The sequence below is a fragment of the Shinella oryzae genome (assembly GCF_023038235.1).
Classification (GTDB): Bacteria; Pseudomonadota; Alphaproteobacteria; order Rhizobiales; family Rhizobiaceae; genus Shinella; species Shinella sumterensis.
Genome location: NZ_CP081987.1, coordinates 1,084,694 through 1,105,055, shown reverse-complemented (window position 1 = coordinate 1,105,055; position 20,362 = coordinate 1,084,694). Strand labels below are relative to the sequence as shown.

At 64.0% G+C, this 20,362-nt stretch carries 23 protein-coding genes and 3 tRNA genes; 6 read left to right on the top strand and 20 right to left on the bottom strand.

What is annotated here, in order from left to right:
- Positions 1-30 precede the first annotated feature (30 nt).
- The 14 genes from nuoH to K6301_RS05395 all read right to left on the bottom strand — a co-directional run bounded on the left by nuoH (position 31) and on the right by K6301_RS05395 (position 11,417).
- Positions 31-1,077, bottom strand: coding sequence for an NADH-quinone oxidoreductase subunit NuoH (nuoH, locus tag K6301_RS05460; RefSeq protein WP_134652270.1), 1,047 nt, complete (start codon positions 1,075-1,077; stop codon positions 31-33).
- Between the two features lie 20 nt (positions 1,078-1,097).
- On the bottom strand, positions 1,098-3,176 hold the full coding sequence (gene nuoG / locus K6301_RS05455) for an NADH-quinone oxidoreductase subunit NuoG (protein ID WP_247219771.1): 2,079 nt from the start codon (positions 3,174-3,176) through the stop codon (positions 1,098-1,100).
- Positions 3,177-3,272: 96 nt separating this feature from the next.
- Positions 3,273-3,953: an NADH:ubiquinone oxidoreductase gene (locus K6301_RS05450; protein ID WP_247219769.1), complete on the bottom strand. Its 681-nt coding sequence runs from the start codon at positions 3,951-3,953 to the stop codon at positions 3,273-3,275.
- A 4-nt stretch (positions 3,954-3,957) separates the two neighbouring features.
- Positions 3,958-5,262, bottom strand: a complete 1,305-nt coding sequence (nuoF, locus tag K6301_RS05445; RefSeq protein ID WP_134652276.1) for an NADH-quinone oxidoreductase subunit NuoF — start codon at positions 5,260-5,262, stop codon at positions 3,958-3,960.
- Positions 5,263-5,273: 11 nt separating this feature from the next.
- On the bottom strand, positions 5,274-6,407 hold the full coding sequence (locus K6301_RS05440; RefSeq protein ID WP_247219767.1) for an NADH-quinone oxidoreductase subunit E: 1,134 nt from the start codon (positions 6,405-6,407) through the stop codon (positions 5,274-5,276).
- Between the two features lie 16 nt (positions 6,408-6,423).
- The gene (locus tag K6301_RS05435; protein WP_247219765.1) at positions 6,424-6,663 is read right to left on the bottom strand and encodes a hypothetical protein; all 240 of its coding nucleotides are present in this window, start codon (positions 6,661-6,663) and stop codon (positions 6,424-6,426) included.
- Positions 6,663-7,853 carry an NADH-quinone oxidoreductase subunit D gene (locus K6301_RS05430; RefSeq protein WP_134652282.1) on the bottom strand — a complete coding sequence of 397 codons (1,191 nt, stop codon included), beginning with the start codon at positions 7,851-7,853 and terminating at the stop codon, positions 6,663-6,665. Before K6301_RS05430 ends, K6301_RS05435 begins: the two co-directional genes overlap by 1 nt.
- 64 nt (positions 7,854-7,917) lie before the next feature.
- Complete coding sequence (locus tag K6301_RS05425; RefSeq protein ID WP_160871486.1) at positions 7,918-8,304, bottom strand: four helix bundle protein; 387 nt, start codon at positions 8,302-8,304, stop codon at positions 7,918-7,920.
- Between the two features lie 42 nt (positions 8,305-8,346).
- Entirely contained in the window at positions 8,347-8,952 is a 606-nt protein-coding gene (locus tag K6301_RS05420; protein WP_134652283.1) for an NADH-quinone oxidoreductase subunit C, read from the bottom strand.
- A gap of 18 nt (positions 8,953-8,970) precedes the next feature.
- Positions 8,971-9,546: a NuoB/complex I 20 kDa subunit family protein gene (locus tag K6301_RS05415; RefSeq protein ID WP_134652285.1), complete on the bottom strand. Its 576-nt coding sequence runs from the start codon at positions 9,544-9,546 to the stop codon at positions 8,971-8,973.
- Positions 9,537-9,902 (bottom strand): NADH-quinone oxidoreductase subunit A, encoded by a 366-nt coding sequence (locus K6301_RS05410; protein ID WP_134652287.1) that lies wholly within the window; start codon positions 9,900-9,902, stop codon positions 9,537-9,539. Before K6301_RS05410 ends, K6301_RS05415 begins: the two co-directional genes overlap by 10 nt.
- Before the next feature lie 288 nt (positions 9,903-10,190).
- Positions 10,191-11,078 carry a prohibitin family protein gene (locus tag K6301_RS05405; protein WP_247219760.1) on the bottom strand — a complete coding sequence of 296 codons (888 nt, stop codon included), beginning with the start codon at positions 11,076-11,078 and terminating at the stop codon, positions 10,191-10,193.
- Positions 11,079-11,217: 139 nt separating this feature from the next.
- Positions 11,218-11,294, bottom strand: a tRNA-Asp gene (locus K6301_RS05400).
- Positions 11,295-11,340: 46 nt separating this feature from the next.
- Positions 11,341-11,417: transfer RNA gene (locus tag K6301_RS05395), tRNA-Asp, on the bottom strand.
- Between the two features lie 245 nt (positions 11,418-11,662).
- On the opposite strand from K6301_RS05395, the gene K6301_RS05390 reads away from it, so the two are divergent.
- Positions 11,663-11,738 (top strand) — tRNA-Val (locus K6301_RS05390).
- A gap of 65 nt (positions 11,739-11,803) precedes the next feature.
- On the opposite strand, the gene K6301_RS05385 is transcribed toward K6301_RS05390, so the two are convergent.
- Complete coding sequence (locus K6301_RS05385; protein WP_247219758.1) at positions 11,804-12,055, bottom strand: hypothetical protein; 252 nt, start codon at positions 12,053-12,055, stop codon at positions 11,804-11,806.
- Positions 12,056-12,168: 113 nt separating this feature from the next.
- Complete coding sequence (locus tag K6301_RS05380) at positions 12,169-12,318, bottom strand: hypothetical protein (RefSeq protein WP_167719441.1); 150 nt, start codon at positions 12,316-12,318, stop codon at positions 12,169-12,171.
- Positions 12,319-12,551: 233 nt separating this feature from the next.
- Between K6301_RS05380 and otsA the strand changes: the two genes are divergently transcribed.
- A complete protein-coding gene (gene otsA / locus K6301_RS05375; protein WP_247219756.1) occupies positions 12,552-13,976 on the top strand; it encodes an alpha,alpha-trehalose-phosphate synthase (UDP-forming) in 1,425 nt (474 codons plus the stop codon).
- Here the strand turns inward: otsA and K6301_RS05370 are convergent.
- On the bottom strand, positions 13,966-14,241 hold the full coding sequence (locus tag K6301_RS05370) for a hypothetical protein (protein WP_247219754.1): 276 nt from the start codon (positions 14,239-14,241) through the stop codon (positions 13,966-13,968). The genes otsA and K6301_RS05370 overlap by 11 nt on opposite strands.
- 112 nt (positions 14,242-14,353) lie before the next feature.
- On the opposite strand from K6301_RS05370, the gene K6301_RS05365 reads away from it, so the two are divergent.
- Together K6301_RS05365 and K6301_RS05360 are read left to right on the top strand one after the other, a co-directional pair.
- A complete protein-coding gene (locus K6301_RS05365; protein ID WP_247219752.1) occupies positions 14,354-14,611 on the top strand; it encodes a PepSY domain-containing protein in 258 nt (85 codons plus the stop codon).
- A 24-nt stretch (positions 14,612-14,635) separates the two neighbouring features.
- Positions 14,636-14,785, top strand: coding sequence for a hypothetical protein (locus K6301_RS05360; protein ID WP_247219750.1), 150 nt, complete (start codon positions 14,636-14,638; stop codon positions 14,783-14,785).
- A gap of 11 nt (positions 14,786-14,796) precedes the next feature.
- On the opposite strand, the gene K6301_RS05355 is transcribed toward K6301_RS05360, so the two are convergent.
- The 3 genes from K6301_RS05355 to K6301_RS05345 form a co-directional block, all read right to left on the bottom strand.
- Complete coding sequence (locus K6301_RS05355) at positions 14,797-15,060, bottom strand: hypothetical protein (RefSeq protein ID WP_134652299.1); 264 nt, start codon at positions 15,058-15,060, stop codon at positions 14,797-14,799.
- 217 nt (positions 15,061-15,277) lie between these two features.
- Positions 15,278-16,033, bottom strand: coding sequence for a histidine utilization transcriptional repressor HutC (gene hutC / locus K6301_RS05350; RefSeq protein WP_247219748.1), 756 nt, complete (start codon positions 16,031-16,033; stop codon positions 15,278-15,280).
- A 77-nt stretch (positions 16,034-16,110) separates the two neighbouring features.
- Positions 16,111-17,457 (bottom strand): formimidoylglutamate deiminase, encoded by a 1,347-nt coding sequence (locus K6301_RS05345; protein ID WP_247219746.1) that lies wholly within the window; start codon positions 17,455-17,457, stop codon positions 16,111-16,113.
- Positions 17,458-17,561: 104 nt separating this feature from the next.
- On the opposite strand from K6301_RS05345, the gene hutI reads away from it, so the two are divergent.
- Positions 17,562-18,785 carry an imidazolonepropionase gene (gene hutI, locus K6301_RS05340; protein ID WP_247219744.1) on the top strand — a complete coding sequence of 408 codons (1,224 nt, stop codon included), beginning with the start codon at positions 17,562-17,564 and terminating at the stop codon, positions 18,783-18,785.
- 41 nt (positions 18,786-18,826) lie between these two features.
- Positions 18,827-20,362 (top strand): histidine ammonia-lyase, encoded by a 1,536-nt coding sequence (gene hutH, locus K6301_RS05335; RefSeq protein WP_247219742.1) that lies wholly within the window; start codon positions 18,827-18,829, stop codon positions 20,360-20,362.

Genomic DNA, 20,362 nt, shown 5'->3' with positions numbered 1-20,362 from the left:
CTCCAATGCTGCTGAGGCGGGAGACGGTCATCATGGCGACCAGCCCGTGAGCTTCAGCACGAATGCGGTAATGACGACCATGGCAAGCGAGATCGGAAGGAAGATCTTCCAGCCGAGACGCATGAGCTGGTCGTAGCGGTAGCGCGGCACGAAGGCCTTCACCATCGCGAACATGAAGAAGACGAGAAGCGCCTTCAGGACGAACCATACGATGCCGGGAACCCAGTTCAGGAACCAGACGTCGACCGGAGGCAGCCAGCCGCCGAGGAAGAGGATCGTGGTCAGCGCGCACATCAGGCAGATGGCGGCATATTCGCCGAGCATGAACATCATGTACGGGGTGGAGCCGTACTCGACCATGAAGCCGGCGACGAGTTCGGATTCCGCTTCCGGAAGGTCGAAAGGCGGGCGGTTCGTCTCGGCCAGCGCCGAGATGAAGAAGACCACGAACATCGGGAACAGCGCCAGCCAGTGCCAGTCGAGGAACGACGGCGGCAGGCCGAGGCGCGTGCCGAGACCGTCGCTCTGCGCGTTGACGATATCCGACAGGTTCAGCGAACCGACGCAGAGCAGCACGGTGACGATGACGAAGCCGATCGACACTTCATAGGACACCATCTGCGCGGCCGAACGCAGCGCGCCGAGGAACGGGTACTTCGAGTTCGAAGCCCAGCCGCCCATGATGATGCCGTACACTTCGAGCGACGAGATCGCGAAGATGTAGAGGATGCCGACATTGATGTTGGCGATCATCCAGCCGTCGTTGACCGGGATCACCGCCCAGGTCGCCAGCGCCAGCGTTACCGAAACGAGCGGGGCCAGCAGGAAGATGACCTTGTTGGCCGTTGCCGGGATGACCGGCTCCTTGAAGACGAACTTCAGAAGGTCGGCGAAGGACTGCAGCAGGCCGAAGGGACCGACGACGTTCGGGCCGCGGCGCAGCTGAACGGCCGCCCAGATCTTGCGGTCTGCCAGAAGGATGAAGGCGATCGACACCAAAAGCAGCACCAGCAGCAGAAGCGACTGGGCCACGATGATGAGGCCGGGCCAGACATAGGTCGAAATGAAAGCGTCCATAACGTCTTATTCCTTCGCGCTCATTCCGCCGCGGCTTTGAAATTGTTGCGGGCAAGCGCCGAGCATTCGGCCATGACCGCGGAGGCGCGCGCTATCGGGTTCGTCAAATAGAAGTCTTTGATCGGAGACGCAAACCCGGAATTCGCCATCGTCCCGCCTTTTTTCGCAAGGACCGAGAGATCGGCGGTTTCGCCCGGTGCGATCTCGTCGATCGCGGCGAAATGCGGGTGCGCGGCATAGAGTTTTGCACGCAGCTGGACGAGCGAATCGAACGGCAGCTTCTTGCCGAGAACATCGGAAAGCGCACGCAGGATCGCCCAGTCCTCGCGGGCGTCGCCCGGTGCGAAGCCGGCGCGGTTGCCCATCTGGACGCGGCCTTCGGTGTTGACCCAGGTGCCCGACTTCTCGGTATAGGTCGCGCCCGGCAGGATGACGTCGGCGACATGCGCCGCGTTGTCGCCGTGCGAGCCGATATAGACGGTGAAGGCGGACTTCTTCGCGAAGTCCATCTCGTCGGCGCCGAGCAGGAAGAGCACGTCCGTGCCGTCAAGCATCTCGGCGGCCGTCTTGCCGCCCTCGCCCGGCACGAAGCCGAGGTCGAGCGCACCGACGCGGGCAGCGGCGGTGTGCAGCACGGCAAGGCCGTTCCAGTCGGCCGTGACCGCACCGACCGTCTCGGCAAGCGCCGAGACAGCCGAGAGAACGGCGAGGCCATCGGCACGCGACAGCGCGCCCTGGCCGACGATGATCATCGGACGTTCGGCCTTCTTCAGCGTTTCGGCAAACGAGATCGAACCGTTGACGAGGCCGGACAGCGTGTCCGTGCCGGCGCCGAGATATTCGTAGCCGTAGCGCAGTTCGCCCTGCTCGCCGATCACGCCGATCGGGAAGTTGTCCATGCGCCAGCGCTTGCGGATGCGGGCGTTGAGCACGGCGGCTTCGAGGCGCGGGTTGGAGCCGACGATGAGCAGCGCGTCGGCCTGCTCGATGCCTTCGATGGTCGGGTTGAAAATGTAGCTTGCACGGCCGAGCGACGGGTCGAGCACCGAACCGTCCTGGCGGCAATCGATGTTCACGGAGCCGAGCGAGGTCATCAGCTCGCGCAGCGCGTAGATTTCCTCGACGGAGGCCAGATCGCCGGCGATGGCGCCGATGCGGTCGCCCGGCTTGCCGGCAACGGCGGCCTTGATGGCACCGAAGGCCTCGGCCCAGGAGGCGGGCTGCAAACGGCCGTCCTTGCGAACATACGGACGGTCGAGGCGCTGGGTCTTCAGGCCGTCCCAGATGAAGCGGGTCTTGTCGGAGATCCACTCCTCGTTGATCTCTTCATTGACGCGCGGCAGGATGCGCATGACTTCGCGACCGCGCGTATCGACGCGGATGGCCGAGCCGACGGCGTCCATGACGTCGATGGATTCGGTCTTGTTCAGCTCCCACGGACGGGCCGTGAAGGCGAAGGGCTTGGAGGTCAGCGCGCCGACCGGGCAGAGGTCGACCACGTTGCCCTGGAGCTCCGAGGTCATCGCCTGCTCGAGATAGGTGGTGATTTCGGCGTCTTCACCGCGGCCGATCAGGCCGAGCTCGGTGATGCCGGCGACCTCGGTCGTGAAACGAACGCAGCGCGTGCAGTGAATGCAGCGGTTCATGATCGTCTTGACGAGCGGGCCGATATACTTGTCCTCGACCGCACGCTTGTTTTCAGCATAGCGCGACGAGTCGATGCCGAAGGCCATCGCCTGGTCCTGCAGGTCGCATTCGCCGCCCTGGTCGCAGATCGGGCAATCCAGCGGGTGGTTGATGAGCAGGAACTCCATCACGCCTTCGCGCGCCTTCTTGACCATCGGTGTGGTCGTGAAGACTTCCGGCGGTTCGCCGTTGGGGCCGGGCCGCAGGTCGCGCACGCCCATGGCGCAGGAGGCCGCCGGCTTCGGCGGGCCGCCCTTCACCTCGACGAGGCACATGCGGCAGTTGCCGGCGACCGAAAGCCGCTCGTGGAAACAGAAGCGCGGAACTTCGGCGCCCGCCTCCTCGCACGCCTGAAGCAGCGTGAAGTGGTCAGGGACTTCGATTTCTTTTCCGTCGACGATCAGCTTTGCCATATCTCAATCCCGCTTTGACGCGAAACCGCGTCTCACCAGCGCCATTCTCTCTCCGGCCTTCGGCCCGGGACGTGACCCGGTCCTTCGCCTTCGTTCCTACTGCCGGTCCGGGCGGGTCTTTCCCCTGCCCTTCGCCAGCGTCTTTGCCTGCTCCACCCAGCCATCGCGGGCAATCCGCCCGCCAGCGCCGAGTTCGGCCTCGATCCTTGCGACATCCGCATCCCCGAGGGCTGCGATGTCGGTGTAGCGCGTGAAGCCCATGCCTTTCAGCACCTGCTCCAGCTTCGGCCCAATGCCCGAAATCATCTTCAGGTCATCGGCCTTGGCGGCCTTCTTCACCGGCGCCGTGCGCACCGGCTTTTCGCCCGCCGGCTTCGGCGTCGCGGTCTTGTCCCGCGCCACCTTCGCCTTTCGTTCGACGGCGGGCGTCTGCGCCTTCGCCACCGGTTCCTTCGGCACCACCCTCAGCACCGGCTTCGCCCTGACGGGTTCCGCCTTGGCCCTGGCGGCCAGATCCGCCGCCTCGTCCAACGCCGCCTTGGCCTGTCCCGCGGCACCCTGCATCAGCCCCAGCATCGCGCCGGCCATCTGGCCGGCAAGCCCGAAGCCGATCGCCGCCGTCGCGGCCATCGCCGCGACCGGATGCGCCATCAGCGGATGCAGCGGCACATCGGGCACATCCTTCAACCACTGCGCCATCCCGAAGGGGTCGTCGCCGGCCGCTTCAGCCGGCGGGACATTGGTGGCATTTCCATCCTGTCCGGCCGGCGTCTTCATCGTCTTACTCCGCTGCTTCCAGCACCGCGCCATGCGCCATCGCATTGGCGGTGTACTGGTCGATCCGCGCCTCGATCTCGGGGCGGAAATTGCGGATGAGGCCCTGGATCGGCCAGGCGGCCGCATCGCCAAGCGCGCAGATCGTGTGACCTTCGATCTGCTTGGTGACGTCGAACAGCATGTCGATCTCGCGCTTCTGCGCGTTGCCGCGCACCATGCGCTCCATTACGCGCATCATCCAGCCCGTGCCTTCGCGGCAGGGCGTGCACTGGCCGCAGCTCTCGTGCTTGAAGAAGGCCGAGATGCGCCAGATCGCCTTGATGATGTCGGTGGAGCGATCCATGATGATCATGCCGCCGGTGCCGAACGAGGACTTCACCTCGCGCAGGCCGTCGAAGTCGAGCGTGACGTTCATCATGTCCTCGGCCTTGACGACCGGGCAGGATGCGCCGCCGGGAATGACGGCAAGCAGGTTGTCCCAGCCGCCGCGAATGCCGCCGCCGTGCTTCTCGACCATCTCCTTGAAGGAAATGCCCATGCTTTCCTCGACGGTGCAGGGCGTGTTGACGTGGCCCGACATCATGAACAGCTTGGTGCCGACATTGTTCGGGCGGCCGAACGAGGAGAACCAGCCAGCGCCGCGGCGCAGGATCGTCGGGGTGACGGCGATCGACTCGACGTTGTTGACGGTCGTCGGGCAGCCATAGAGGCCCATATTGGCCGGGAACGGGGGCTTCAGGCGCGGCTGCCCCTTCTTGCCCTCGAGGCTTTCCAGCAGCGCGGTCTCTTCGCCGCAGATATAGGCGCCGGCGCCGTGATGGACGAAGACATCGATGTCATAGCCCAGCTTATTGTTCTTGCCGAGCAGGCCCGCGTCGTAGCACTCGTCGATGGCCGCCTGAAGCGCCTCGCGTTCGCGGATGAACTCGCCGCGCACATAGATATAGGCGGCATGGGCGCCCATGGCGAAGGACGCGACGACGCAGCCCTCGATCAGCGTATGCGGATCGTGGCGCAGGATATCGCGGTCCTTGCAGGTGCCGGGCTCAGATTCGTCGGCGTTCACGACGAGGTAGTGCGGACGGCCGTCCGATTCCTTGGGCATGAAGGACCACTTGAGACCGGTCGGGAAGCCGGCGCCGCCGCGGCCGCGCAGGCCGGACGCCTTGATCTCGTTGATGATCCAGTCGCGGCCCTTTTCGAGAAGCTGCTTGGTACCGTCCCACTGGCCGCGAGCCATGGCGCCTTTCAGCGACCTGTCCTTGGTGCCGTAGATATTGGTGAAGATGCGATCCTGATCTTTAAGCATGGTTCACCTCTTTACCGCGGCTTCTTGCCGAAAACGCGGATGTATTCCGCTTCGCCGCCCTTGGCGAGCGCCTTGGCCTGCTTGACCCAGTCGTCGCGCTCGATGCGGCCCTTGAAGTTCAGATAGCCGTCGACCCACTCGCGCTCGGCCTTCTTCCAGGATGCGACCTGCGCAAAGGTGAAGATGCCGAGTTCGTGCAGGGTGCCCTCGATCTTCGGGCCGACGCCGGAGATCAGCTTGAGGTCGTCGACCGTGGCCGGGCGCTCGATGCCGGCCGGACGGTTCTTGTCGTTCAGCGACGGCTTGGCGACAGCAGCCGCCGGCTGCTTTTCGTCGGCGTCGCCACCCTCGGCGCGCGTTTCGCCCTTCACCTTGGCGTTGGCGGCGGCTTCCGCCTTGGCCGTCAGCGGGGTCTTGACCGTCGGATCGGTTTCAGCGGCGTCCGTCTTCGGTTTGGCGGCATTCGATGGGGGGACGCTGACGCTCTCATCCGCCGTCTTGCGGCTGCGCGGCGCCGTCTTGCCGACGGCGGCGTCCGACGCGGTGAGGCTGGTGAGGCCGCCGGCCGGTGCTGAGAAGACACGCTCGATCTGCGGACCGGTCGCCACTTCAGCGCCCTTGCCCGCGTCGAAACGGTCGATGATGGTCTCCAGCCGCTCGGGCGTCAGGTCTTCGTAGCTGTCCTTGAAGATCATGATCATCGGCGCGTTGACGCAGGCGCCCTGACACTCGACCTCTTCCCAGGACAGCGTGCCGCTCTCGTTGCGGTGGAAGGGCTCCGGATGGATGCGCTTCTTGCAGACTTTGATCAGATCTTCCGCGCCGCGCAGCATGCAGGGCGTGGTGCCGCAGACCTGGATGTGGGCGCGCGTGCCGACCGGCAGAAGCTGGAACTGCGTGTAGAAGGTCGCGACTTCGAGCACGCGGATATAGGCCATGTCGAGCATGTCGGCGACCGATTCGATCGCCGCCTTGGTAACCCAGCCATCCTGCTCCTGCGCCCGCATGAGCAGCGGAATCACGGCCGACTGCTGGCGGCCCTGCGGATACTTGTTGATGGTCGCCCTGGCCCAGGCCGCATTCTCCTCGGTGAAGGCGAAGCTGGCGGGCTGAACATTATCATCGGCTAGTCGACGAACGGACATTCTGTAACGCCTTGTCTCAGTTAATCTGCCGGCACTGCGTTCTCGTCGTGTTGACGAACTCGCAGGCGTAGACAGACTTCTCTTTCTGCATGAATAGGACGTAACGGCTGCCGTTCGGCGCCGCCGCCTTGATCTCATAGCCCTGCCCCGCCAGCTGGCCGATCGTCGACGACGCATTGCCCTCGCCGCCCTCCTGCGCAAGCGCAGGCACGGCGGTCAGGACAACGGCGACGATGGCAAGGGCGGCTTTCGGCATCAGCGGTCAACCTCGCCGAACACGATATCCAGCGAGCCCAGGATCGCCGAGACGTCGGCGAGCTGGTGACCACGACAGATGAAATCCATCGCCTGCAGGTGGGCATAGCCCGGGGCGCGGATCTTGCAGCGATACGGCTTGTTGGTGCCGTCGGCGACGAGATAGACGCCGAATTCGCCCTTGGGCGCTTCGACGGCCGCATACACTTCGCCGGCCGGCACGTGATAGCCTTCGGTATAGAGCTTGAAGTGGTGAATGAGCGCTTCCATCGAACGCTTCATCTGGCCGCGCTTCGGCGGAACCATCTTGCCGTCTATGGAGGAGACCGGGCCGACCTTGGCGTCGCCGAGAAGGCGGTCGACGCATTGGCGCATGATCTTCGCCGATTCGCGCATCTCGATCATGCGGATGACGTAACGGTCGTAGCAGTCGCCGTTCTTGCCGATCGGAATGTCGAAGTCGAGGTCGGAATAGCACTCGTAGGGCTGCGAGCGGCGCAGGTCCCAGGCAGCGCCCGAGCCGCGCACCATCACACCCGAGAAGCCCCAGGCCCAGCAGTCTTCCAGCTTCACGACGCCGATATCGACGTTGCGCTGCTTGAAGATGCGGTTGCCGGTCAGAAGCGCGTCGATATCGTCGACGGTCTTCAGGAACGGATCGATCCACTTGCCGATATCTTCTACCAGCTCGTGCGGCAGATCCTGATGCACGCCGCCCGGACGGATATAGGCCGAGTGCATGCGCGCGCCGCAGGCACGCTCGTAGAACACCATGAGCTTTTCGCGCTCTTCGAAACCCCAGAGCGGCGGCGTCAGCGCGCCGACGTCCATGGCCTGGGTCGTGACGTTGAGCAGATGCGACAGGATGCGGCCGATCTCCGAATAGAGCACGCGGATCAGCTGTCCGCGGATCGGAACTTCCGTGCCCGTCAGCTTCTCGACGGCCAGCGCGAAGGCATGCTCCTGGTTCATCGGCGCCACGTAGTCGAGGCGGTCGAAATAGGGAACGGCCTGAAGATAGGTCTTCGTCTCGATCAGCTTCTCGGTGCCGCGGTGCAGCAGGCCGATATGCGGATCGACGCGCTCGACGATTTCGCCGTCCAGCTCGAGAACCAGACGAAGAACCCCGTGCGCCGCAGGATGCTGCGGGCCGAAGTTGATGTTGAAATTGCGAACGTTGTGCTCGTTCATGGGCGCGCTCCGCGCTGGGAGGGAGTAGCGAATAGCGAATAGCGAATAGTGTTCGTCGATCGATTCATAGCTTGTCCTGCAGACTTCTGATCAGAGCGCGCAACATTTTTCCGATATCTTCCGAGCGATCGATCAGTTCTTTGAACTTATGATCCTCTAAAAAGCCTACCCTGTTGGCTATGATCAAATGGGTCTCGAACTCCTTCAAGGATCCTTGAGAAAATCTCAGAAACTGAATGAAATGAGCTGTGGTTTCTCGTCCATGGCCTTCCGCTATATTGGCCGCAACGGAGCCGGCCGCTCTTCGCATCTGGGACGTCAACCCGTAAAGCTCACTCCTCGGAAAATCTCCAGTGGTCTTATAGGCTTCGACAGCGAGTTCTATCGCCACCTGCCAGACTCGGAGTTCCTTATAGGAGTTTACCGTCTGCTTCTCCTTCGTCTCGGCGATAACTATTCGCTATTCGCTACTCGCTATTCGCGGTTACATTGATCAGTTCGTCTTCGCCTTCTCATCGCCCGGCAGCACGTAGTCGGTGCCCTCCCACGGCGAGAGAAAATCGAAGTTGCGGAATTCCTGCTTCAGCTCGACCGGCTCGTACACGACGCGCTTGACCTCGTCGTCGTAGCGCACTTCCACGAAACCGGTCGTCGGGAAGTCCTTGCGCAGTGGGTGCCCCTCGAAACCGTAGTCGGTGAGGATGCGGCGCAGGTCCGGGTGGCCGGTGAACAGGATGCCGTACATGTCGTAGGCTTCGCGCTCGAACCAGTCGGCGCCCGGATAGACGGAACAGGCCGAGGGAACAGGAACGTCCTCGCCGGTCGCGACCTTGACGCGGATGCGCAGGTTCTGGCGCGGCGACAGGAGGTGGTAGACCACGTCGAAGCGCTCGGCGCGCGCCGGCCAGTCGACGCCGCAGATATCGATGAGATTGACGAAACCGCACTGCACGTCATCGCGCAGGAAGGTCAGAAGCTCGACGACGCGCGCGCCGTCGGTCTTCAGGGTGAGTTCGCCATAGGCGATGTCGGCGGACGACACCAGACCGCCGGCGACTTCGCCGATGTGGGAGGAGAGCTCCCGCAGAGCTTCGCTCATATCTAAAGTCCCCTGCCCTTAACGCTCGATCGTACCGGTCCGGCGGATCTTCTTCTGCAGCAGGAGCACGCCGTAGAGGAGCGCTTCCGCCGTGGGAGGACAGCCTGGTACATAGATGTCGACCGGCACCACGCGGTCACAGCCGCGCACCACCGAATAGGAATAATGATAGTAGCCGCCGCCGTTGGCGCAGGAGCCCATCGAGATGACGTAGCGCGGTTCCGGCATCTGGTCATAGACCTTGCGGAGCGCGGGCGCCATCTTGTTGGTCAGCGTGCCGGCGACGATCATCACGTCGGACTGGCGCGGGCTGGCGCGCGGCGCAAAACCGAAGCGCTCAACGTCGTAACGCGGCATGGAAAGCTGCATCATCTCGACGGCGCAGCAGGCCAGGCCGAAGGTCATCCACATCAGCGAGCCGGTACGGGCCCAGGTGATGAGTTCATCCGTGGAGGTGACGAGAAAACCCTTGTCGGCGAGCTCGTTATTGATCTCGCCGAAGAAGGCATCGTTGCTGCCAATGGGCTTGCCGGTCGAGGGATCGATGATCCCCTTCGGCTGCGGCGCGACGAGCGTGTTGGATGCTACTCCCATTCGAGTGCTCCCTTCTTCCATTCGTAGATAAAGCCGATGGTCAGGACACCGAGGAAAACCATCATCGACCAGAAGCCGAACCAGCCCAGGTCGCCGAAGGAAACGGCCCAGGGGAAGAGGAAGGCCACTTCGAGGTCGAAGATGATGAAGAGGATCGACACCAGATAGAAGCGGATGTCGAATTTCATGCGCGCATCGTCAAAAGCGTTGAAGCCGCACTCGTAGGCGGAAAGCTTTTCCGAATCAGGGGCCTTGTATGCGACGGCAAACGGCGCGACCAGCAGCGCAAGGCCGATCACAAGCGCGATACCGATGAAGATGGCGATCGGAATATAGGAACCGAGAAGTTCAGTCATTGGCGTCCATCCTGCCTGCGATCGGCGCCGGAGAGACGCCTGTTGGTTCAAGACCTGCAAGCCGATAAAGTATGTTGCAACGCCCTGTCGTTAGCGCAGCGAGCGCCCCCGCGCAAGGCTTTGTCCCGCTTTCGCCGCAATCAATCTTCGCTTTTGAGACAGGAGCGGCGAAAGCCCGCGGGAAGCCGTTTAAATCGTTACGATTTCATGACGGGCGGCATTCGGGGCGTTTCGCCGCAGGCGCGGGCCAAAACCGCGCCTGCACCTTTGTCGCCTTGGATTGAGCCCTCAATTCGGGTTGAGGTTGAGCATGGGAACCGCACCGCCCGGCAGCATGGTGCGCGGCAGCTGGCCATCCCATTTCTCCGCCTGCGTCAGCGCCACGAGGCCCGGATTGTCCTTCAGCGCATCGCCCCGCGCCTTGATCGCTTCGGCCTCCGCCTCGCCGCGCAGGCGGATCGCTTCCGATTCGGCCTGCGCCGCCAGCCTGACGGCATCGGCTTGCGCCTGGGCTTCGGCGCGCCGCGCATCGGCCTGGGCACGCGCCTGCGTTACCGTGATTTCCGCCTGCACCTTCTCGCGCTCGGCGTTCTGCCGCAGGCGCTGCACCTCGACCTCGGCCAGCATGCGCTGCTCGATACTCGCCTCGTAGGCATCCGAAAAATCGATGTTCTCGATCTGAACGCTATCGATGAGGACGGGGCCGGAGACGCCCTGCTGGATGGCGGAGGCGATTTCCGCGTTCAGCCGTCCGCGCTCCTGGATCGCCGTCACCGCGTTGAAGCGGCCGAACACCGTCTTCGTTTCCTCGAAGACCTTGCGCTCGATCAGGCGCGACAGGAGCCCGTCCTCCCCGCCATAGGTGGCGTAGACTTCCTGCACGCGGTCGGCGGGGATGCGATAGTTCACCGAAAGACGAATCTCGGCGGGCTGCTGGTCGCGGCTGTAGGCTTCCATCTTTTCATAGACCACCGCCTTGGACTGCACGGACACGCGCACGATCGAATCGATGAATGGCAGCTTGAAGCCGAGACCCGGCTCGGCCGTGCCGGAAATGGCGCCGTAGCGCAGGATCACACCGCGCTCCCCCTGATCGACGGTAAACCAGGAGCCGAACAGAACGCTGAGCGCAACGAGCGCAGCGCACCCGGCCAGAATCATCGTAACGTTTCGCATGCGAATCCTCTCTCATTTTTGACGCGTCGCTATATCCGAGACGCAGAGAGGCCTGCAAACATTCAGCGTGAAAAGCGGAAATCGTAGCTCGTTCTTCACATGAAGAAAAAGCAGGAAGAAACTGGAAGAGAAAGAAGAATGGCGCGAGTGACGGGGCTCGAACCCGCGACCTCCGGCGTGACAGGCCGGCACTCTAACCGACTGAGCTACACCCGCGCATCTTTTGGACCTTAAGTCCCGGATGATGGTCCGGCCTTTCGAGTGGCGCGAGTGACGGGGCTCGAACCCGCGACCTCCGGCGTGACAGGCCGGCACTCTAACCGACTGAGCTACACCCGCATTCCTCGAAAGCGACCGGATGACAAGGCATCCGTCCCGAGCGGCCTTGGCCGTTCGATGAGCGGCTAACTACGGGGTTCGCCTTTGGGTGTCAAGCAGGTTTCAAGACAAAAGAATGACGCCGCACGAAATGTTTCCACACCCTCCCGCATCATCACCGCACCCTTCAAAAAAATGCAGAAAACTTTGCAATTGCCTCTTGCGGTTCGATCCGGTTCCGCATAGATCACAGCCACCAACGCGGCGGGCGATTAGCTCAGTTGGTAGAGCGCCTCGTTTACACCGAGGATGTCGGGAGTTCGAGTCTCTCATCGCCCACCATTTTCCCTTCACGCCAGGCTCTGTTTTCACAGGGCCTTTTTGCTTTTCGGGCCATAGAGAGGATCCTACGCCTGTGCGGGGAAAAGCGTGTAGTTCGCCCATACGCTTTGGCCGATATCCTCGGCGGTCGCCCACTGCGCATCGGAGGGATTGAGCAAGGTCGGGAATCCGCTGTTCGCGTCGATTTCATCCGGGCTTCGAAAGCCTTGCTCGCATTCCTCGCAATGACCGTAGACATCGCCGGTATCCTTCTCGCGGAAGAGAAACAGCCGTCCGTTGCGGCATGCGGGGCAATTGCCAACATGGTAGGTCGTCATGGCGGCCATGGTGGATGGGGCGGGAAGGAATGTCCAGGCGGGAAACCCGAACGTGACGGACGACGATCCGCAGAGGCTCCGTCCGCAGATATCGTCGCCGAGTCCGCCCGGCGCTACTCCACGGGCCCGACAGCCGGCGCCGGTACGATGGCGCCATCGCCGGTTTCGGGAAATGGCGGGTCGACCTCGATGAGGAGAACGCTCACCACGAGGGCTGCAAGCGCGATAAGGAGAGCGGTGAAGGCAATGCCGGTTCTGTCCATGCCCATATCCTGCACTGCAATGTGCAAAAGGTGAGGCGACGCGCGCTCTATCCAGTTTGTGGGCGACGTCACCTCCGGGTTTCTCTTCGGAACCAAATCGGCGCCGGCGGGTTCATACTGCATTGCAATATGAAATCTGCCGGACTCCGCTCGTCTCGCAGGCCGCCTTCTGGATTGCCTTCCGAAGGCTCTCTGCCGAGCGTCGGGCCGGCCCAGACATGGTTCAAAAACTCATGAGTCGTCTTATCGTCGTTTCCAATCGCGTTCCCCTTCCCGCAAAGAACGGCGCGGCGTCCGCTGGCGGCCTCGCGGTCGCGCTTCAGTCGGCGCTGGCCGCGCGCGGCGGGCTCTGGCTGGGCTGGTCGGGAAAAATATGCAGCGACGAGCCTGTCGGGCCGCTGACGATGCTGAAGGACGGCAATATCGAATACGCGCTGACCGACCTCACCGACCTCGATGTCGAGGAGTATTATCAGGGGTTCGCCAACCGCGTGCTTTGGCCGATCTGCCATTACCGGCTCGATCTCGCCGAATATGGCCGCCGGGAGATGACGGGTTATTTTCGCGTCAACCAGTTCTTCGCGAGCCGCCTGCTGCCGCTGATCCAGAAGGACGACGTCATCTGGATCCACGACTATCATCTGATCCCGCTTGCGGAGGAACTTCGCCGGCAGGGCGTGAAGAACCGCATCGGCTTCTTCCTGCACATCCCCTGGCCCGCACCGGATGTTTTCCTGGCGATGCCGGTTCATGACGAGCTTTTGAAAAGCCTGACGGCCTATGACGTCATCGGTTTCCAGACCCGTCAGGACCGCGAGAACTTCGCGGCGTGCCTGGCGCGGCAGAACATTGGTGAACGCCTCGGCGAAGAGGAATTCAGCGCGGCGGGCCGCACCTTCATCGCACGCCCCTATCCGATCGGGATTGAGACCGACGAGTTCGCGAAGCTCGCGCGCCAGGCGGGAAACACCACCTTGCATAAGCGCATGCGCCAGAGCCTGGACGGAAAGGATCTCATCATCGGCGTCGACCGCCTCGACTATTCCAAGGGCATCACCCAGCGCATCGATGCCTTCGAGACGTTCCTGACGCGTCATCCCGATTACCAGCGCAAGGTCACCCTGCTGCAGATCACGCCGAAATCGCGCTCCGAGGTGCCGGAATACGAGGCGATGCAGAAAACGGTCGCGGAACAGGCGGGCCGCGTGAACGGCGCGCTCGGCACCGTCGACTGGGTGCCCATCCGCTATGTCAACCGCTCGCTGCGCCGCCCGGCGCTCGCCGGCCTGTACCGCATGGCCAAGGTGGCGCTCGTGACGCCGCTTCGCGACGGCATGAACCTTGTCGCCAAGGAGTTCGTCGCAGCGCAGGACGAGGACGATCCCGGCGTTCTGCTGCTGTCGCGCTTTGCGGGTGCGGCGCACGAACTGAAGGACGCCATGCTGGTCAATCCCTACGATGTCGAGGGAACCGCCGACGTCATCGCGCGCAGCCTCGCCATGCCGCGTGAAGAGCGCCAGGCGCGCTGGAAAAGCATGATGGCGACGGTGCGCGAAAACAACGTGTTCACATGGTGCGATACGTTCCTTGCAGACCTCGCCGGTAACGAGGCGCCCGAAGGCGTCGCGCAGCCCCGTCTGAAAAGGGTCAGTCGTTGAATGCGCCGTAACGACGCCGGCTCACGATCTCGAGCGAGCGGTCGGGCAGAATTCGATAGATCTCGATATATTCGTGCCCCGTCACCGCATCCCTCAGGCGATGGCTGAACGTGCTGCCGACCGGCGCCTTGGTGAGCTTCGTATGAGGCTGGCCACCATAGGTGATGCTGCCGGGCACCGGAGCGAGCCCCTGCGCGAGAGCCGTCGGCGTCGCTGTGAGAATGGCGATGAAGCAGGCGATCGAAAGCTTGGGTGATGGAAACATGAGATTACCCTTTCGTCGCTTCTAATCGGCGAAGCGCCCATAGGTTCCAGCCGGCTGGAACTTCATTCCGCGCCAGCCGTTTCATGCCTGCAATTGAGATGGAGTATATACGATGAAAAGAGCCGTCATCCTTATTGGTCTTCTCGCAGCCTTTCCCGCCGCCGCCCAGGAGGTCAACAAGCCGACGCCTGAAACGGGCAAGAAACCCTCGGAAATCCTCGCGATGATCGAGCAGCGGCCGGGTTTCGACCGCCTGGAGGAAATGTCGTGGGAAGATGAGGGCTACTACGAAATCGTCTACCACACGACCGACAAGGCCCGCGTCGAAGTGAATATCGATCCGATGGGCAAGGCCGTCGAACACCGCTGATCGGCGGTCGCCGGGAGAGGCACGATGCAGATGCGATTCAGTCCGACGGGCCTGGGGCTCATCCTCACCTTCGTGGTCATCATGGGCTCGGTGCTGAGCCTTGCGGTGATGAAAAGCCAGAGCGCGAACGCGGAGATCGTGACCGAAGCGCCTGCGGAGTCGGGCAGCCCGTAAAGGCTGCCCGCCTAGTGCGTCGTGGGGATATCGTCTTCCTCCAGGAAGGAATGGATACCGTCGCGGGCGATGGTGGCGAGGAACTCGTCGAAGGCTTCGCGATCGGTGGCGAAGGGCTCGTCCCACTCGAACAGATCCTCGTTCTGGGTCACGACCTCTAGCTTCCAGTCGTTCTGCGTGCCGGCCGGGCGGTAGATGTCGACGAGGACCGTGACGTCGTCCTCGGTGTATTCTCCGGAAAGCTCGGAATGTTCCAGCTTGGGCTTCTTGGTCATGGCGGCTCGTCCTGGAGGCGATGCCGGATTGTCCGTTCCGGCTCGCGTGATCGAAGAAAACTGCGAGGAACGGCCAGCGTGATCTCGCGGCAGCGACGTGACGTCAATCGGTCGCCCGACCCCGATCTAAAACTACCGGCAGTCGCGTTCCTGAAATCGTTGTGACAGAGCCGGCGGCGTGCGTCCACCCATTCCGTGGCATGCCGGCGGCTTCTCCTCAAGCGAGCTTGGGATGGGTGGGGGCGAATTCGGCAACGAGTTCGTGCTTCTCGCCGGGATATGTCAGCAGCACGCGGGTCACGTAGAGGCCGCCGCTCCAGGTGCGGCGTTCCACCACGAGGCAGGGCGTGCCGGGCGCGATGGCGAGAAGTCCGGCCACACGGCTGTCGGCCCCCATGGCACGGATGCGATGTTCTGCGGCACTCCAGGGCACGCGGCTGATCAGCCACGCGCCCGGGGCGATGTCGTCGAAGGTCTCGTCTGCGACCTCGGGCACGGCGTCGTGGTTGATCAGGCGTTCTTCCAGACAGAACGGCTGCGCGCCCGCGAAATGAAGCGCCGTGACCTCCGTCACCCAAGCCTGCGCCGGAAGCTCCATCAGGCGCCGATCGGCAGCCCCGGCGGGACGGTCGAGGCGCGCGCGCTGCTCGTAGCGATAGGGCAATCCCAGCTGCTCGACCTCCAGGCGGATATCGTGAATTTCCAGCACGGCCGACTGCGCATGGGGATGGGTGACGAAACTGCCGGATTTGCGCCGGCGCTCGATCAGGCCGCGCTTGACCAGTTCGGTGATCGCCTTGTTCACGGTCATGCGCGAGCAGCGGTACTGCTCGGTCAGCTCATGCTCGAAGGGGATGCGGTACCCAGGGGGCCATTCACCCGACAGGATCCTGCCCTCTACATCCTCCAGGATGCGACGGTGCAGCGAGGGCGCTTTGGCTCCCTCCTCCGGGCTCTCCTCGCCGCTGGACATGCGCACCTCCGTTGCCGGACGCAGAGTCGCCGGTCTCCAATGTCATAGAAAAGGCCTTTGCGCCTTTCAATATGTCCTCAGGCGGCGGCGAGCGCGCGCATGACGGACGCGAAGCGGCGGCCGATCGCCTCGCGTTCGCAGTGTCTCCCCGCTTCGACCCGCTTGTGACCGTTCACCCAGACGCAATCCACCGCGGCGGCGTTGGCGAAGATCCAGCCGTCGAGCAACGCGTCGCCTTCCAGATTGATGCCATGACGCGCCTTCAGGCTGACGAAATCCGCCGCGTGGCCGGTTGCGATGCCGGACGCTGCGCCGAGCGCCGAGGAACCGCCTGACAGTGCGCCGTCGAACAGCGCGCGGCCCGTCGAGCCGCCGGGCGTCGCCACCACGTTGCGGGCGCGGTGGAGCAGGCGCTGCGAATATTCGAGCTGGCGCAATTCATCCGGCAGGCCGATCAGCACGTTCGAATCGGAGCCCACGCCGAACCGGCCGCCGGCGGCGCTGAAATCAGGCGCCGGGAACGTTCCGTCGCCCAGATTGGCTTCGGTCACGGGGCACAGGCCGGCAATGGCGCCGGCGCGCGCCATGCGGGCAGTCTCCGCCTCGGTCATGTGCGTGGCGTGGATGAAGCACCAGCGGCCATCGACAGGCTGGTGGTCCAGCAGCCACTCCACCGGACGGCGTCCGGACCAGGCGATGCAGTCCTCGACCTCCTTGACCTGTTCGGCGATGTGGATGTGCACGGGTGCATGGTCCGCCATGGCGACGACGGCCGAAAGCTCTTCCGGCGTCACCGCGCGCAGGCTGTGGGGAGCGACGCCGGTGATGCCGCCCGGAAGCGCATCCGTCAGCGCACGGCAGCGCTCCAGCAGCACGGCGAACGAATCGCAGTCGTTGATGAAGCGGCGCTGCCCCTCACCCGGCGCGGTGCCGCCAAAACCGGCATGGGCGTAAAACACCGGCAGTAGGGTCATCGCGATGCCGGTCGCCGATGCCGCCGCGGCGATGCGGGACGCCATTTCGGCGATATCCGCATAGGGCCGGCCATCCCTGTCGTGATGCAGGTAATGAAATTCGCCGACGCGCGTGAAGCCGGCTTCCAGCATTTCCACATAGAGCTGGGCGGCAACGGCCTCCACATCGTCGGGCGTCATCGAGAGCGCGAACCGGTACATGACGTTGCGCCAGCTCCAGAACGAATCGCTGCCCGGCCCGCGGGTTTCGGCAAGGCCCGCCATGCCGCGCTGGAAGGCGTGGCTGTGCAGGTTCGGCATGCCGGCAACGATCGTGTCGTGGCGCTCGTCGCCGGCCTCGGGCACCGTATCCGTTTCCAGCGCGCCGATGCGACCCGACGCGATGTGCAGCCGCACGTTCTTCGCCCAGCCGCCCGTAAGCAGCGCCTGCCTTGCGTGAATGACGGACATGGTTCCCTCGTTCGCTGCCTCTCGCGCGCGACGTCAAATTGACCCTTGCACGCTGTGTTATTATGTATATACATTATAACCGTCACAGGGAAGAGGCAATCGCGATGACGACATCGGAAAAGGACACGCCCCGCGTCTGGCGCAATGCGCAGCTTGCCACGCTCGACGAACGCCTTCCCGGGCTCGGCATCGTCGAAAACGGCGCGATTGCCGTGGAGGACGGGCGCATTGCTTTCGCCGGCCCTCAATCGGAGCTTCCCGCCGCCTTCGCCGGCGCACAGAGCGTGGATTGCGAGGGTCGGTGGATCACGCCGGGTCTCATCGACTGCCACACCCACCTCGTGCATGCAGGCGATCGTGCCCATGAGTTCGAGCTTCGTCTCTCCGGCGCCTCCTATGAGGAGATCGCGCGGGCCGGCGGCGGCATCGTCTCCTCGGTCAAGGCGCTGCGCGCGGCAAGCGAGGACGCGCTGGTGCGCCAGACGTTGCCGCGGCTCGATGCGCTGATCGCCGAGGGCGTGACGACGGTCGAGATCAAGTCCGGCTACGGGCTCGACACGGAAAACGAACTGAAATCGCTGCGTGCCGCCCGCCGCGTTGCCGAGGCGCGTGATGTCACGGTGCGGACGACCTTTCTCGGGGCACATGCCCTCCCGCCCGAAATGAACGGCGACAAGGCGGCCTATATCGACAAGGTGGTGGGCGAAATGCTGCCGGCCATCGCTGCCGAGGGACTGGCGGACGCCGTCGACGGTTTCTGCGAGGGCATCGCCTTCTCGCCCGAGGACATGGAACGGGTGTTCGATGCGGCCAGGGCGCACGGCCTGCCGGTCAAGCTGCATGCCGACCAGCTTTCCAACCTGCACGGCGCGGCGCTCGCCGCCCGTTACGGCGCGCTTTCGGCCGATCACCTCGAATATACCGACGATGCCGGTGCTGCCGCCATGGCGAAGGCCGGCACCGTCGCCGTCATCCTTCCGGGCGCCTTCTACTTCATCCGCGAAACGAAGAAGCCGCCGGTCGATCTCTTCCGCAAGCACGGCGTGAAGATGGCCGTCGCCACCGACAGCAATCCCGGCACCTCGCCGCTGACCTCGCTTCTCCTCACCATGAACATGGCAGCGACCCTGTTCGGCATGACCGTCGAGGAATGCATTGCGGGCGTCACGCGCGAGGCCGCGCGTGCGCTCGGCCTGGTCGACGAGGTGGGGACGCTGGAAGCCGGAAAGTGGGCCGATTTCGTCCTCTGGGACATCGGCCGGCCGGCGGAACTGGTCTACCGCATGGGCTTCAACCCCATGTTTGCCCGGGTCCGCAGCGGACAATAATCGCTCTTTGCGCAGCACCGTGCTGCATCGGGGAATGCACCATGACCATCACGCTCCACCCGGGCTCCGTGCCCTTGAAAACCCTTGAGGCCCTGTACTGGACGGGCGAGGCGACGCGCCTCGACGCCTCCTTCAATGCCAGCATCGCAAGGGCCGCCGCGCGCATCGCCGAGATCGCCGCCGGTGATCAGCCCGTCTACGGCATCAATACGGGCTTCGGCAAACTTGCCTCGATCAAGATCGCACCGGCCGATGTCGCCACACTCCAGCGCAACCTCATTCTCTCGCATTGCTGCGGCGTCGGCAAACCGCTTGCCGAAAACATCGTGCGCCTCATCATGGCGCTGAAGCTGATCTCGCTTGGCCGCGGGGCCTCGGGCGTGCGCGTCGAGATCGTTCGCCTCATCGAGGCCATGCAGGAAAAGGGCGTGATCCCCGTCATTCCCGAACAGGGCTCCGTCGGCGCGTCGGGCGATCTCGCCCCCCTCGCCCATATGACGGCCGTGATGATCGGCGAAGGCGAGGCCTATTATGCCGGCGAGCGCCTGCCCGGCGGCACCGCGCTGGCAAAGGCCGGCCTGAAACCGGTCGTGCTGGCCGCCAAGGAAGGTCTTGCGCTGATCAACGGCACCCAGGTTTCCACCGCACTGGCGCTTGCCGGCCTGTTCCGCGCCCACCGCGCCGCCCAGGCCGCCCTCGTGACCGGCGCACTCTCCACGGATGCCGCCATGGGCTCGTCCGCGCCGTTCCATCCCGATATCCATGCCCTGCGCGGCCACCAGGGCCAGATCGATGCCGCCGCCGCCTTGCGTGCGCTGCTGGCCGGCTCCGTCATCCGCGAGAGCCACATCACCGGCGACGAGCGCGTGCAGGACCCCTATTGCATCCGCTGCCAGCCGCAGGTCGACGGCGCCTGCCTCGATCTCCTGCGTGTCGCCGCCCGCACGCTTGAAATCGAGGCCAATGCGGTCACCGACAATCCGCTTGTGCTCTCCGACGACAGCGTCGTCTCGGGCGGCAACTTCCATGCCGAGCCCGTCGCCTTCGCCGCCGACCAGATCGCGATCGCCGTCTGCGAGATCGGCGCGATTGCCCAGCGCCGCATCGCTCTCCTGGTCGATCCTGCCCTCTCCTTCGGCCTGCCGGCCTTCCTCGCAAAAAAGCCGGGCCTCAATTCGGGCCTGATGATCGCGGAAGTCACCTCCGCCGCGCTGATGAGCGAGAACAAGCAGATGGCGCATCCGGCGTCGGTCGATTCGACGCCGACCTCCGCCAACCAGGAAGACCACGTCTCCATGGCCTGCCACGGCGCGCGCCGCCTGCTGCGCATGACGGAAAACCTCGCCGCCATCATCGGCATCGAGGCGCTGACGGCTGCACAGGGCATCGAGTTCCGCGCGCCCCTCGTCACCAGCCCGGAACTGCAGAAGGTCGTGGCAGCGCTGCGCACCGTCGTTCCGACGCTGGAGGAAGACCGCTACATGGCCCCCGACCTCGCAAGCGCCGGCACCTTCGTCTCCTCCGGCGCGCTGGCCGCCTCCGTCTCCAAGGGCATCCTGCCGGTGCTGGAGGTCTGA